Source organism: Pseudomonas sp. Irchel s3a10 (genome assembly GCF_900187525.1).
GTDB classification, from domain to species: Bacteria; Pseudomonadota; Gammaproteobacteria; order Pseudomonadales; family Pseudomonadaceae; genus Aquipseudomonas; species Aquipseudomonas koreensis_G.
In genome coordinates this window covers 46,188-60,218 of record NZ_FYDR01000014.1, presented here as the reverse complement: position 1 = coordinate 60,218, position 14,031 = coordinate 46,188, and the positions used below count along the sequence as shown (strand labels likewise).

Here is a 14,031-nt window from a genome sequence, read left to right as displayed (position 1 = left end):
CCAGCGATGGCGCCCTGACAGCCGACCAACCTCCAACTGCCTGCACCCAATCCCAGTGTGGGAGCTGGCCCGCCAGCGATAGCGGCTTGACAGCCAACCAATCTCCCACTGAATACACCCAATCCCACTGTGGGAGCGGGCTTGCTCGCGAAGGCGGCCCCGCAGTCACCCCATCTCTATCTGGCCGCCTCAGCATTCCCATACAAATAATCCGTCGCCAACGACGCCATCGTCCTCACCCCAACCACCAGCGCCGACTCATCCACGAAGAACCCCGGATTGTGATTCGGCGCGGCCTTGCTCATGTCCTGATCCCGTGGTGTCACCCCGAGGAACACAAACAGCCCCGGGACTTCCTTGGCGAAGAACGAGAAGTCTTCCGCGCCGCCCACCAGCGGTGCGTTGACCACGTCATCCTTGGCTGCCCACTTCAACGTCGGCAGCATTTTTTCCGTCAGTGCCGGGTTGTTGATGGTCGGGTCGTATTTTTCGATGATGGTCACGTCGGCTTTGGCGCCGCCGCTTTCGGCGATTTTTTCGATGGTCTGGCGTACGTCGGCGTGGAGTTTCTGGCGGATGCCGTAGTCGTAGGAGCGGATGGTACCGCTCATGTCGACGGACTCGGGAATGATGTTGTAGCGGGTGCCGCCGTTGATGGTGCCGATGCTGACCACCGACGGATAGGACGAAATGTCGGTGCGGCGGCTGACGACGGTTTGCAGGCCGACGATGGTTTGTGCGCCGACGGTGATCGGGTCGATGCCGTCCCACGGGCGGCCGGCGTGGGTCTGTTTGCCGAGGATTTTGATGCGCAGGTCGTCGGAGCTGGCCAGGGTGGCGCCTGGGCGGTAGGCGATCTGGCCGGCGGGGACGCCGGCCCAGACGTGGAGGCCGAAGACGGCGTCGGGTTTGGGTGATTTCATCACGCCTTCCTGCACCATCATTTTCGCGCCCCAGGTGTTTTTGCCGTCGGGGATGAAGTCGCTCGGGCCTTCTTCGGCGGGCTGGAAGTAGAAGATCACGGTGCCGGGCAGGGTGTCGCGCATGCCCGTGAGAATTTTCGCCGTGCTCAGCAGGATCGCGGTGTGGGCGTCGTGGCCGCAGGCGTGCATCACGTCGACTTCTTTGTCGAGGTAGGTGCCTTTGGCTTTCGAGGCGAAGGGCAGGTCGGCGACTTCCTTGACCGGCAGCGCGTCCATGTCGGCGCGCAAGGCGACGGTCGGGCCGGGCAGGGCGCCTTTGAGGATGGCGACCACGCCGGTGCGAGCGACGTTGGTTTTGACTTCCAGGCCCAGCGCCTTGAGCTGCCTGGCGACCAGTTCTGACGTGCGTTTTTCGCTGTTGCCCAGTTCCGGGTGGGCGTGGATGTCGCGGCGGGTTTCCAGCAGCTCCGGTTCAAGTGCCTTGGCTTGCGTGGCGATCTGTTCGCGGGTGCTGTCCAGGGTGGCGGCGCTGGCGGTGCCGGCCAGCAGAGTGAGCAGAACGGTCTGGGCGATACGTGTCAGTTGCATCGGGTTTCTCCATGGTTATTGTTGTTCTGGCTTCCCTGCCTGTGACCCGAGTGTCTGCGCGAAGTGCTATTCCTTCGGCTGGCCACCGCCGGCAGTGATGACCTGCACGCTCATGCGTGGCGTCGCCAGATCGAGGCCGGCTTCGTCCAGATGGCGCTTGAGCGACAGGTTGAACGCGCGGGAAACTTCCCATTGTTTGATCGGCGCAGTCTTGAACCGGGCGCGCAGAATCGCGCTGCCGGACTCGAAACTTTCCACGCCCTGAATCTCCAGCGGCGACCAGATGTTCCGCCGTTGCAGCGGGTCGGTACGCATTTTCTGGCCGACTTCGCGCATCAGTTTGATCGCGTCGTCGATTTCCATGTTGTACGGCACCGCCACGCGGAAGATCGCGTAGCCGAACTCGCGGGAGTAGTTTTTGATGCTTTTGATTTCGCTGAAGGGAATGGTGTGGACGATGCCGTCGATGTCGCGCAGACGCACGGTGCGGATGGTCAGGCCTTCGACGGTGCCGAGGTGGCCGCCGACGTCGACGTAGTCATCAATGGCCAGCGAGTCTTCGATGATGATGAACAGGCCGGTGATCAGGTCCGCCACCAGCGACTGCGCACCGAAACCGATGGCCAGACCGATCACACCGGCACCGGCCAGCAGTGGCGTGACGTTCATGCCCATGTTCGCCAGGGCGACGATCAGCGCGATGATGAAAATCGCCACGAACAGCACGTTGCGGATCAGCGGCATCATCGTTTGTGCGCGGGCATTCGCCAGGCCTTTGCGCGAGCGGGTGAGGGCGTGGTGCACGGCGGTGTCGGCGAGGATCCAGATCAGCCAGGAGAAAATCAGCGTACCGATCAGGCTGAACAGTTTGACGCTGACGTCATGCCCTTCGCCCTCGGCAAACCCGATCAGCGACTTGCCCCACACGCGCAGGCCGAGTTCGATGAAGATCAGCCACACCAGCAGGTGGGCGAGGGTGTAGAAGAAGCTTTTCAGGCGTTCCGAATACAGCGCATGACGCTTCGGCCCGCGCTGCGGTTTGAGTGAATGACGGCGCACGAGGCCGTTGATCACCATGCACATCACCAGCAGCACCGTGCAGATCAGCGACTGACGCAGGGCGGTGCTGGTGTCGCCGGCGGAGACGAAGGTGGCGAACAGCGAGATCCCGACCAGCACCAGCGCCGGCACGTACCAGAAGGTGCCGAGGATATCGATGGTGTCGCTGAGGGCGCGGCGGGTCAGGCGGCGGGATAACGGCTGGTTGCGGATCAGGTGCGCGATCGGCCGGCGGAAACGCAGGATGAACAGCCCGGTGAACAGCGCCGCGAGCACGTTGGTGACGGTCGCGGTGCTGTGCGCCAGGTGCACGCCGAGGCTTTCGACCAGGCGCGGGTCGTTCAGCGCTTCACCGAATGCGGCGAAGCTGCCGATCAGCCACAACGGACGGAAGGCCTGATGCCGCAGGATGTACAGCGCCCGGTGCCGGTGCGGGCCGTCGAGCAGCGAGAAGGCGATCACGCAAATCGCCGAGAAACAGGTGCCGACCACCAGTGCATAAGCCAGCACCATCGCCAGACTTTTGCCCAATGACGACGGCAGCGCGTAGCTCATGTAGACGGTAATGACCAACGCAATCAGCCACGGCCCGAGCTTGCGCAGGGCGAAGCGCAGCATGTCGAGGGCCTTGGGATGCTGCGGCAGTTCTTCGGTCAGGCCGAAGCGCATGCGCACCCGGTGACCGAGCCAGATCAGCGCGGCGGCGAGCAGGCTCCAGACCATCAGGATCACCGCGAAGCCGAAGATGATCGGCAGCCATTCGCTGGCCGGCAGCATCAGGTTATCGAGTTCGTCTTTGGCCAGATCGAACTCGTCGGACCAGCGGGTCAGCGGGCTGTCGTCACCGGAGAATTGCTTCTCGAAACTGGCCAGGGTGCCGCCGATCAGGCCCAGCACGCCTTCTTCCGGTGAGGCCTGGGCTTTCTTTGTGGCGTCGCGCAGCTTTTTCAGATCGCTCAGCAACTGTGCGCGTTGCTTGTCGTTTTCCAGCGACTTGATGACTTCATCCAGCGACTGGCCCAGCGGCTCTTGTGCCTCCGGCTGCGTCTTGGTGGTGTTGAGCAGGCCCGGCAACCCGACCGCCTGGGCAGGGGCCAGCGGCAGCAGCGTCATCAGGCAGACAAGGAACAGGCAGGGCAGAGCAAACAGACGAGCGAACACTAGGCGGTCAACCTCGCAAAGGGGCGAATTGAGCGAGTGTACGAGGCAGCCAGAATCAATGCGAGCCGGGCGCGGATTTATTCGTTGAGTTTGGCGAGGATCTTGTAGACCACAGTCGCCAGGATCATCAGCATGCCGACCCACATGGCAAACACACCGGCGTTCTTGTCGCGGAAGTTGAAACCGATTGCCAGCAGGATCATCCCCGACAGGATGGGAATGAGCATGGCGTGGAAGGAGGACATCGAAATCATGGTGACTGCCTTGTCGAAGGGGATGATTTAAGTCTAGGTCGCTTTTGGCGGAGCGGTTCTGATGTGTATCAGAATTGAGTCAGTCCAATGATGAAATTGTGTTGTCTGGACTGCCGCTTTCGCGAGCAAGCCCGCTCCCACAGGTTGAAATGCATTCCAATGTGGGAGCGGGCTTGCTCGCGAAGCTTTTCAGCTTTTAAGGCAATTCACGGGAGGCGTAGAACGCGCTCAGCACTTTGACCAGGTGCGCCAGATCGTGGCTGCCGCACAGTTCGCGGATCGAGTGCATGGCGAAGGTCGGCAGGCCGATATCGACGGTGCGCACGCCCAGGTGACTGGCGGTGATCGGGCCGATGGTCGAGCCGCAACCCATGTCACTGCGCACCACGAAGCTCTGCACCGGTACTTCTTCGGCCATGCACAGATGGCGGAAGAACCCGGCGGTTTCGCTGTTGGTGGCGTAACGCTGGTTGCTGTTGACCTTGATTACCGGGCCGGCGTTGAGTTTCGGGCCGTGATTGGCGTCGTGCTTCTCGGCGTAGTTCGGGTGCACGCCGTGGGCGTTGTCAGCCGAGACCAGCAGCGATTTCTGGATGGTGCGGACGAATTCGTCACCTTCCGGCAGCAGGCGGCGCAGGGTCTGTTCGAGCATCGGGCCGTCGGCACCGCACGCCGAGCAGGAGCCGACTTCTTCGTGGTCGTTGCACACCAGCACGCAGGTTTCTTCGGTGTCGGCGGTGAGCAGGGCTTGCAGGCCGGCGTAGCAGGACAACAGGTTGTCCAGGCGCGCACCAGCGATGAAGTCGCCATGCAGGCCGATGACCGCCGCGCTCTGGGTGTCGTAGAAGCTCAGTTCGTAATCCAGCACCACGTCGGCGTTCAGACCGTGTTCGCGGGCCAATTGATCGGTCAGTACAGCGCGGAAGTCGACGCGCTCGTCACCGGCAAACTGCGCGAGGATCGGTGGCAGCTCGGTCTGCGCGTTGATCGCCCAGCCCTGATTGGCTTCACGGTTCAGGTGAATCGCCAGGTTGGGAATGATCGCGATCGGCGCCTTGAAGTCGATCAGCTGGCTTTCGACCTTGCCATCACGGCGGAAAGTGACGCGGCCGGCCAGCGACAGGTCGCGGTCGAACCATGGCGCCAGCAGCGCGCCGCCGTAGACTTCAACGCCCAGTTGCCAGAAGCCCTGACGTTGCAGTTCCGGTTGCGGCTTGACCCGCAGACACGGGCTGTCGGTGTGGGCGCCGACCAGACGGATCCCGTCGTGCAGTGGCGAGTTGCGGCCCATTTTGATCGCGACGATCGAGGAGTCGTTGCGGGTGACGTAGTAGCGGCCGTTGGCCTCGGTGGTCCACGGCTCGCGCTCGTCGAGGCGCACGTAACCGGCGGCCTCCAGACGCTGAACAAGGCTGGCGGTGGCGTGGAACGGGGTAGGGGAGGCCTTGAGGAAGTCGATCAGGCCTTGGTTCAACTCTTCGCGCATAAGAAGCTCCAGACAGCAATGGGCGCGAGTTTAACGCATCGGCCCGGGAATTGAATCCGGACCGGATCGGGGTGGGAGCGGGCTTGCTCGCGAAAGCGGTGGGTCAGATGCAGATTTTTTGGATGACACACCGCTTTCGCGAGCAAGCCCGCTCCCACAGGGGATGGTGTGGATCAGCGTGCGGCTACGCGTTTTTTCAAGTAGGTCATGATGAGTTTTTCATCTTCCGGTTTATCCGGACGCGGCAGCTGTTGCGGCCAGGATTTCTGGCTCAGCAGTTTTTTCTGCTGGCTCTCGTCCCAACGCAGAATTTCCCGCGAGGCGCATTCCCACCATTCGTGTCGGCAAACGCTGTAGTACGGATCTTCCGGCGCGGCGCTGCCGTACAGCAGGTCACGACCAACCTTGCGCAGGGCACCTTTCTGGTGGCGCAGCTTCCACTTGATTTTCAATCGGCGCCAGGCCGACGGGAACGGTTTGACCCGCGGCACGTCGCTGCACAGATCCACCAGGCGCTGACTGAACTGCTCACCGTGCTGGGAGAAGAAATACGTCTGCATCGCGTGGAAGAAACGTTTTTCCGCGAAGTAGTGGTAGACGTGTTTGCGCGCTTCCACCACCTGACGCTCGCGCATGGCGTACGACAGGGCGATCTGCTCGATGGTGTGGATTTCGAAACCGCCGAGTGTCCATTCATCGATCAGGCGGATCGACTCTTCGAACAGCGCCGAGTCCTTGTCGGTGACGCCGCACAAACCGCTGTTGTAGAGCTTGAAACCGTTATCCGGCGTCACGCCCTGGTTGCGCAGGTCGCGACCGAGTTTTTGATAGTCGGCGCGCTGGTGCACATCTTTCCAGTCGTACTCGAAGCGATCCATCACCGAACGGTTCGGCTCGATGAATTTGAACAGTTGGCTCGGGTGGCGGCTGAACAGGGTGTCGGTGTCGACGAACAGGGTCTTTTCCGCCCACTGCATACCGGCGGCGATGGCGCAGGCCTTGCGGCGGTGGTGATAGCCGTGAGTGCCTTGCCAGCGGGTCAGGGTCGCGTCGTCCAGCAACACCGTGTCGACCGGCCAGCCCGCATAGTCGTCGGGGCGATCGGTGAGAATACGGATCGCCGGTCGCTCGCCGTTTTTAGCCTGGGACAGTACGGTCAGGATGCTGAACTTGGCTTCGCGCCGGTACACATCCTGATTGCCGTAAACCAGGTAAAGCAGTTGATGCCGAACTTTCGTGAGGGGGGTTACCAGGGAATCCATACAACTCATCCGAAAACAGAAACCTTGTCCAAATAAACCGCGCTGCCAATCAGGCAGCGCTTAAAACGGTGCCGGACATTCGAAGCGCAAACGCTCGCCGGTTTGCGGGTGGGTGAAGCTCAACATGCTCGCGTGCAGGCACAGACGCGGCCACGCCGCCAGAGCTTGCTCATGGGCGTACAGCCCGTCGCCCAGCAGCGGGTGACCGATGGACAGCATGTGCACACGCAACTGATGCGAGCGCCCGGTGATCGGCGTCAGTACGACGCGGCACCAGTCGCCACAACGCTCCAGTACGCGCCAGAAGGTCAGTGCATGTTTGCCGAATTCATGGTCGACCACGTGCCGCGGTTTGGTCGGCGGATCGTAGCGTAGCGGCAGGTCGATGCTGCCGCTGTCCAGTTCCGGCTGACCCCAGCAGAGCGCAGTGTAGGCTTTCTCTGTTTCACGATCGTGAAACTGCCGCGACAGTTCGCGGTGGGTGTCAGCGTCGCGGGCCAGCAGAATGATGCCGGAGGTTTCCCAGTCCAGGCGATGGACGATGCGCGCTTCCGGGTAGCCGTTTTCCTGCAGACGGGTGATCAGGCAGTCCTTGTTGTCGTCGGCGCGACCGGGCACCGAGAGCAGCAACGTCGGTTTGTCGACCACCAGCACGGCGGCGTCCTGATGGATGATGCGGATGTTGGACAACGGCATTAAAACAGCCTCGTAACAAATGCCAACGGCGGCTCAGAAACCCCGATGCCCTTGTAGGAGCTGCCGAAGGCTGCGATCTTTTGATGTTCAGAAACAAGATCAAAAGATCGCAGCCTTCGGCAGCTCCTACAGAGGCTTCAGGGATCTGAGCCGCCGTAGCGACTGCCGGATCGACTCAGCGATCGGGCAGGGTGATGTTGAGTTCCAGAATCGAGCAACTGCCCTGGCTTTCCAGTGCAACATGTACGTCGTCGTTACCGATGTTGACGTACTTGCGGATCACATCGACCAGTTCCTTCTGCAAGGCTGGCAAGTAATCCGGCGTGCTGCGCTGGCCGCGCTCATGCGCCACGATGATCTGTAGACGCTCTTTCGCTACCGAGGCGGTACTTGGCTTTTTGTTGGCACGAAAGAAGTCAAAAAGGTTCATTACCTACCTCCAAACAGGCGCTCGAAGAATCCCTTCTTCTCGACATCGAGGAAACGGTGGGCTTTTTCTTTGCCCAGCAAACGGTCGACGGTATCGCTGTACGCCTGACCGGCATCGCTCTGGTCGTCAAGAATCACCGGTACACCCTGGTTGGATGCCTTGAGCACCGCCTGGGACTCCGGGATCACGCCTAGCAGCGTTACCGAGAGGATTTCCTTGACGTCTTCAACGCCAAGCATTTCGCCCTTTTCAACACGCTCTGGATGGTAGCGAGTGATCAGCAGGTGTTCCTTGATCGGGTCTTCGCCACGTTCGGCGCGGCGCGATTTGCTCGCCAGCAGGCCGAGCATGCGGTCCGAATCTCGTACCGAGGACACTTCCGGGTTGGTCACGACGATCGCTTCGTCAGCGAAGTACATGGCCAGGTGCGCGCCTTTTTCGATGCCCGCCGGGGAGTCGCAGACGACGAACTCGAATTGTTCCTTGAGCTCCATCAGGACTTTTTCCACGCCTTCGACAGTCAGCGCGTCTTTGTCGCGGGTCTGGCTGGCAGCCAGCACGTAGAGGTTTTCCAGGCGCTTGTCTTTGATCAGGGCCTGTTGCAGGTTGGCTTCGCCGTTGACCACGTTGACGAAGTCATACACCACGCGGCGCTCGCAACCCATGATCAGGTCGAGGTTACGCAGGCCCACGTCGAAGTCGACGATCACTGTTTTGTGGCCGCGCAGAGCGAGGCCGGTACCGATAGCGGCGCTGGTGGTGGTCTTACCCACACCACCCTTGCCGGATGTAACCACGAGAATCTTGGCCAAGGTGTTTCACCCCTAAGGAAGAAGGACTTTTTAGCCCCTGAAAAACATCTCTTGAAAACTACTGCAGTCGGACAGCCTTGGCTGGAATTCGGCGCAAGTTGCAATTGCCCCGGGGGCAAACGCTCCTTGATCCTTTTTCCTACTTCGTTTGAGCCGTTTTCGCTACGTTTTAGAGATGCTTGGAAAATGCGGCAGTATCCGTTAAAGCCGAATGATGTTCAACACGTCGGCCGACAGGCTGACCTGGACGCCGGAGCCCCACAGTGGATCGCGGCGCAAATCTTCGGAAACCTTGTAATGCCCGGCGATGGAGATCAGTTCAGCGCTCAATTGCTGACAGAAAATCCGGGCCTTGGTGTCGCCTTTGACGCCGGCCAGTGCGCGACCGCGCATCGGGCCGTATACATGGATGTTGCCATCGGCCAGAAGTTCCGCCCCCGGACTGACCGAGGAAACCACCACCAGATCGCCACCCTGGGCATATATCTGTTGGCCACCACGTACTGGCGTGGTGATGACGCGGGTCGGTTTGACCGTCGGCTCCGGGGGCTTTTCCGGCTTCTTTTTGATTTCCGGTTCCGGCGTTTCCAGCGGTCGCTCACGGGCGCCGGACGGCGGCAGCACCGGGATGTCGATGGCGATGGCGGCGGCGATGTCTTCGATACGGCTGGCGCGGATCGCCAGGGTGCGCAGGCCATGCTGGCGGCACACGCGCATCAGGCCGGGCAGATCGACTGCACCTTCGCCGGGCGGCAGTTTGTCCAGCGCCAGGACCAACGGTGCATTGCTGAAGAAATTCGGCGCCTGGGCGACTTTGGCGGCCAGTTGCCGATCAAGGCTGTCGAGGTCGTTGCGGGACAGTTCCAGCACCGTAATGGCCAGCATGCTGCCCTTCAACTGGAACACGGGATCTCGGTCTGGCGATTCGTTTTGGCTCATATCGGCATACAACGGCTTGTCACTAAAAGTGCCGAGACTTATAACGAGAACGCCCGCGAGCCGCAAGCCGGGTCGAACGATGTAGAATGCGCGGCCACTGAATTTACGGAAGCTTTAATGGATCGCCCGCGTTTTCGAAGAGCCTTTCTTTCTCCCCGCTTCTGGCCGCTCTGGTGCGGTCTGGGGCTGTTGTGGCTGGTCGTGCAGTTGCCGTATGCGGTTTTACTGACGATCGGTCGTGTTTTGGGCGCATTGATGTATCGCGTGGCCGGCGACCGGCGGCGCATCGCCAAGCGCAATCTCGAGCTGTGCTTCCCGGAAAAATCCGCCGCCGAGCGCAAACGCCTGCTCAAGGAAAACTTCGCCTCTACCGGCATCGCGTTTTTTGAAATGGCGATGAGCTGGTGGTGGTCCCGTGAGCGTCTGGCCAAACTGGCCCACGTCGAAGGCCTGGAGCATCTGCAAAAGGCCCAGCGCGAAGGCAAGGGCGTGATCCTCATGGCCGCGCACTTCACCACCCTGGAAATCGGCGCCGCGTTGCTCGGCCAGCAGCACACCATCGATGGCATGTACCGCGAGCACAAGAACCCGTTGTTCGACTTCGTCCAGCGTCGGGGCCGCGAGCGGCACAACCTCGATTCGCTGGCGGTGGAGCGTGACGACGTGCGCGGCATGCTTAAGTTGCTGCGTTCGGGCCGGGCGATCTGGTACGCACCGGATCAGGACTACGGCGCCAAGCAAAGCATCTTCGTGCCGCTGTTCGGCATTCAGGCGGCGACCGTGACCGCGACCACCAAGTTTGCCCGGTTGGGTAAAGCGCTGGTGGTGCCGTTCACTCAGGAGCGTCTGGCGGATGGCAGCGGCTACAGGCTGGTGATCCATCCGCCGCTGGAAGACTTCCCGGGCGAGACCGAAGAGGCCGACTGCCTCCGCATCAACCAGTGGGTGGAAAGTGCGCTGCGCGCCTGCCCTGAGCAATACTTGTGGGCGCATCGCCGCTTCAAGAGCCGTCCACCGGGCGAGCCGAAGCTTTACCCCAAACGGCGCGGCTGATTCATTCACCCTTTCAAGCACCATGGAGCGTTGCGATGAGCCCAGCGGAACCGGTCACAGGTTTGATTCTTTCCGGCGGCGGGGCTCGGGCGGCGTATCAGGTGGGGGTGCTGGCGGCGATTGCCGAATTGCTGCCGCTGGGCGCGGACAATCCGTTTCCGGTGATCGTCGGCACTTCGGCCGGGGCGATTAATGCGGTCAGCCTGGCCAGCGGTGCCACCGATTTTCGCGCGGCGATCGAACGCCTCACGCTGTTCTGGCAGGGCTTTCGCAGCCATCGGGTGTTGCGCAGTGACTGGCCGGGGGTGATCCGTCAGGCCAGCCGCTTTGTCAGTCACAGCCTGCTCGGCATCGGTCGGCAACTGCCGGTGGCGCTGCTCAACAGTTCGCCGCTGCGCGACCTGCTCAATGAAAAACTGCACATGCCCGGCATCGCCGAATCCATCGCCCGCAAGCAACTGCATGCGGTGGCGGTGACCGCGTTCGGCTACGAGTCGGGGCAGGCGGTGACCTTCTATCAGGGCGGCGGCACGATCGATGCGTGGTTGCGCCATCGGCGGATCGGCGTGCCGGCGCAATTGTCGGTGGACCATCTGCTGGCCAGTTCGGCGATCCCGTTGCTGTTTGCCCCGGTGAAAATCGGTGAGGAATATTTCGGCGACGGCGCGGTACGCCAATCGGCACCGATAAGCCCGGCGCTGCACTTGGGCGCGAGCCGGGTGCTGGTGGTGGGTGTCAGCGGCAACCCGCGCGGTTTTGATCCGCAGCAGCCGCTGGAGCGCGCCTACACCGGGCAACAGCCAACGCTGGCGCAGATCGGCGGGCACATGCTCAACAGCACGTTCATTGACAGCCTGGAGAGCGACATCGAGTTGCTGCAGCGTCTTAACCAGTTCAGTCGACTGATGCCCGAGGGCGTGCCGACTCGTGAGTTGGGTGTGGCGCCGGTGGAGGTGCTGGTGATTGCGCCGAGTCAGCCGATCGACGAGATCGCGGCGCGGCATCGCCAGGAGTTGCCGGCGGCATTGCGCCTGTTCTTGCGCGGTCCGGGAGCGACCAAGACCAGTGGGGCAGGGGTGCTGAGTTATCTGCTGTTCGAGGCGGGGTATTGCAGCGAATTGATCGATCTGGGACGGCGCGATGCGTTGGCCAAGCGTGAGGAGTTGTGCCGGTTTCTCGGATTAACTTCTTAAAGGCAAAAGATCGCAGCCTGCGGCAGCTCCTACATTGGAATGCGCTATCCCTGTAGGAGCTGGCGAAGCCTGCGATCTTTTGATCTTTATCAGAAGTGGAACTTCACCAGGAAGCTTGTGGTGCTCTGATTGGTCTTGAACGCACCGGTGTCGTCGATCCCGTACTTGTCTTTCCAGTAGTCGTATTCAACACCGACATACAACTGCTTCTCGCCGAAACTCAGCGCCTTGCCCAGGTCGTATTTGATCTGCGGGTTGAAGTGCAGGTTGGCGTGGTACTCGCCCTTTTTGTTGGTGTCGTTGTCGGTGACCCAGTCCATGAAACCGTCGATCAGGATGTCCGACTTGCCGACCGGGATGGTGTAGGACCAGACCGGAGTGATCTGCCAGACGTTGTCACCGGCGCGCGAGCCTTCGGTGTGGCGCTGGTAGAAGTTCAACTGGAAGTAGTCGAAGCCCGGAATCGCGAGGTCGAAGCCTGGGCCGATCAGGTACGACTCGGTGTCACCTTCGCCGAACTCGTAAGTCATCGCCAACAGCACGTCTTTGATCGGGCCGAATTCGATCTTCTGGTCGAGCACTTTGCCCAGCGAGATGCGCGGGCTGAACTCACCGTAGTAGGTGTTCGGGCCGTTGCTGAAGTCCTTGCCACCGTTGTAGAAGATCTTGTCGAGGAAGAAGAAGTTATCCCCGTACTTCCACGCATCGGCGTGCTCGAAGGTGACGGTCTGCTGAATGCGCGGATTGACCTGGAAGTCCTTGCCATACAGGTAGGTCAGGCTGTTGTTCTGCCATTGCAGCAGGCCCTCGGCCATGGCCTGGCCGCCGGCCAGCATCGATCCCGCGAGCATCAGGCTGGTGCACATACGTTTCATTCGGTTGCTCCCAAAGTAGGTGTTCCACGTTTATTTTTTTAAGATCGGCGCTCTGGTGTGGCGCCTTTTTTCGTCGCTGCAAAAGTCATCCGATCGGTCAGCTTCGCTGGTGATAGCAAGAGCTGGGCCAACGCTTTCGAAAAGCAAAAAAACACCCGTTCGGCTGCTGAAAAACAGTCGATTGCGCGTGTTTTCGGGATGCCTCGGTACTGACCGGGGCCGGGATAAGTTGGCTCGTCGGTCAGGAATTAAATTCGGGCTTTTTTTTAGACCGAATTCAAGAGGCCGCGGAGAATACTGACTCCTCGGCCAGCTCTCAAGTGCCCCGCAACAGAGCACCGACGACAGGTATGGGGCACGGTTGCGGGCCATCTCAGAAGTGCACCTTCACCAGCAGGCTGGCGGTGTTCTGATTGGTGTCGAAGTTGTGGCTGCTTTCGACGCCGTATTTGTTCTTCCAGTAGCTGTATTCGGTGCCGACGTACAGCTGCTTGTGGCTCCAGCCGAGGGCTTTGCCCAGGTCGTATTTGATCTGCGGATTGATGTGCAGGTTGGCGTGGTAGGTGCCGCGCGCGTTCTGGTCGTTGTCGACGACCCAGTCCAGATAGCCGTCGATCAACAGGTCGGAATTGCCCAGTGGCACGCTGTACGACCAGCCCGGGGTGATCTGCCAGACGCCGTCACCCGGGCGCGGTCCTTCGGTCTGGCGGCGGAAGATGTTCAGGGTCACGTAGTTGAAACCGGGCACTTTCAGATCGAAGCCGGGGCCGATCAGGTAGGCCTCGCTGTCGCCTTCGCCGTACTCGTAGGTCATCGCCAGCAGCACGTCCTTGATCGGGCCGAACTCGATTTTCTGGTCGAAGATCTTGCCGAACGAGAAGCGCGGGGTGAATTCGCCGTAGAAGGTGTGCGGGCCTTTGTTGCGATCTTCCTGGCCGTTGTAGAAGATCTTGTCGATGAACAGGAAGTTGTCGCCGTACTTCCACTTGTCGGCGTGCTCGAACGTCACCGTCTGCTGGATCGACGGGTTGATCGCGAAGTTCTTGCCGTACAGGTAGCTCAGGCTGTTGGTCTGCCACAGCAGTAAATCGCCGGCCATGGCCTGACTCGCGGCCAGCAGGCCGCCACTCAACAGAACGCTGGTTTGCGTGCGAATCATCGGTTGCTCCCTCTTGTTTTTATTGTTGAGGCAGGGTGTTGCGCGTCCCCTGTGGGAGCGGGCTTGCTCGCGAAGGGGGCGTGTCAGTCGATACAAATGTTGAATGACATACCGCTTTCGCGAGCAAGCCCGCTCCCACAG

At 60.9% G+C, this 14,031-nt stretch carries 13 protein-coding genes; 2 read left to right on the top strand and 11 right to left on the bottom strand.

Annotation, left to right across the window (positions count from 1 at the left end):
• Positions 1-176: 176 nt before the first annotated feature.
• The 9 genes from CKW11_RS26215 to minC form a co-directional block, all read right to left on the bottom strand.
• Positions 177-1,511: an amidohydrolase gene (locus CKW11_RS26215; RefSeq protein ID WP_095140003.1), complete on the bottom strand. Its 1,335-nt coding sequence runs from the start codon at positions 1,509-1,511 to the stop codon at positions 177-179.
• Positions 1,512-1,577: 66 nt separating this feature from the next.
• A complete protein-coding gene (locus CKW11_RS26210) occupies positions 1,578-3,731 on the bottom strand; it encodes a mechanosensitive ion channel family protein (RefSeq protein WP_095140002.1) in 2,154 nt (717 codons plus the stop codon).
• Between the two features lie 77 nt (positions 3,732-3,808).
• Positions 3,809-3,985 carry a hypothetical protein gene (locus CKW11_RS28705; RefSeq protein ID WP_007965354.1) on the bottom strand — a complete coding sequence of 59 codons (177 nt, stop codon included), beginning with the start codon at positions 3,983-3,985 and terminating at the stop codon, positions 3,809-3,811.
• Positions 3,986-4,181: 196 nt separating this feature from the next.
• The gene (locus tag CKW11_RS26205; RefSeq protein ID WP_047598982.1) at positions 4,182-5,471 is read right to left on the bottom strand and encodes a M18 family aminopeptidase; all 1,290 of its coding nucleotides are present in this window, start codon (positions 5,469-5,471) and stop codon (positions 4,182-4,184) included.
• Between the two features lie 173 nt (positions 5,472-5,644).
• On the bottom strand, positions 5,645-6,742 hold the full coding sequence (locus CKW11_RS26200) for a hypothetical protein (protein WP_095140001.1): 1,098 nt from the start codon (positions 6,740-6,742) through the stop codon (positions 5,645-5,647).
• 51 nt (positions 6,743-6,793) lie between these two features.
• Entirely contained in the window at positions 6,794-7,429 is a 636-nt protein-coding gene (locus CKW11_RS26195; RefSeq protein ID WP_095140000.1) for an RluA family pseudouridine synthase, read from the bottom strand.
• Between the two features lie 175 nt (positions 7,430-7,604).
• Positions 7,605-7,859: a cell division topological specificity factor MinE gene (gene minE / locus CKW11_RS26190; protein ID WP_003223146.1), complete on the bottom strand. Its 255-nt coding sequence runs from the start codon at positions 7,857-7,859 to the stop codon at positions 7,605-7,607.
• On the bottom strand, positions 7,859-8,671 hold the full coding sequence (gene minD / locus CKW11_RS26185) for a septum site-determining protein MinD (protein ID WP_007913953.1): 813 nt from the start codon (positions 8,669-8,671) through the stop codon (positions 7,859-7,861). Before minD ends, minE begins: the two co-directional genes overlap by 1 nt.
• Positions 8,672-8,872: 201 nt before the next feature.
• Entirely contained in the window at positions 8,873-9,610 is a 738-nt protein-coding gene (gene minC / locus CKW11_RS26180; RefSeq protein ID WP_095139999.1) for a septum site-determining protein MinC, read from the bottom strand.
• Between the two features lie 117 nt (positions 9,611-9,727).
• Between minC and CKW11_RS26175 the strand changes: the two genes are divergently transcribed.
• Together CKW11_RS26175 and CKW11_RS26170 are read left to right on the top strand one after the other, a co-directional pair.
• Entirely contained in the window at positions 9,728-10,663 is a 936-nt protein-coding gene (locus CKW11_RS26175; protein ID WP_027613348.1) for a lipid A biosynthesis lauroyl acyltransferase, read from the top strand.
• Between the two features lie 35 nt (positions 10,664-10,698).
• Entirely contained in the window at positions 10,699-11,856 is a 1,158-nt protein-coding gene (locus tag CKW11_RS26170; RefSeq protein WP_095139998.1) for a patatin-like phospholipase family protein, read from the top strand.
• Positions 11,857-11,945: 89 nt separating this feature from the next.
• On the opposite strand, the gene CKW11_RS26165 is transcribed toward CKW11_RS26170, so the two are convergent.
• Both CKW11_RS26165 and CKW11_RS26160 read right to left on the bottom strand, forming a co-directional pair.
• Complete coding sequence (locus tag CKW11_RS26165) at positions 11,946-12,731, bottom strand: outer membrane protein OmpK (RefSeq protein WP_095139997.1); 786 nt, start codon at positions 12,729-12,731, stop codon at positions 11,946-11,948.
• Positions 12,732-13,104: 373 nt separating this feature from the next.
• On the bottom strand, positions 13,105-13,890 hold the full coding sequence (locus tag CKW11_RS26160; protein ID WP_095139996.1) for an outer membrane protein OmpK: 786 nt from the start codon (positions 13,888-13,890) through the stop codon (positions 13,105-13,107).
• Positions 13,891-14,031: the final 141 nt, after the last annotated feature.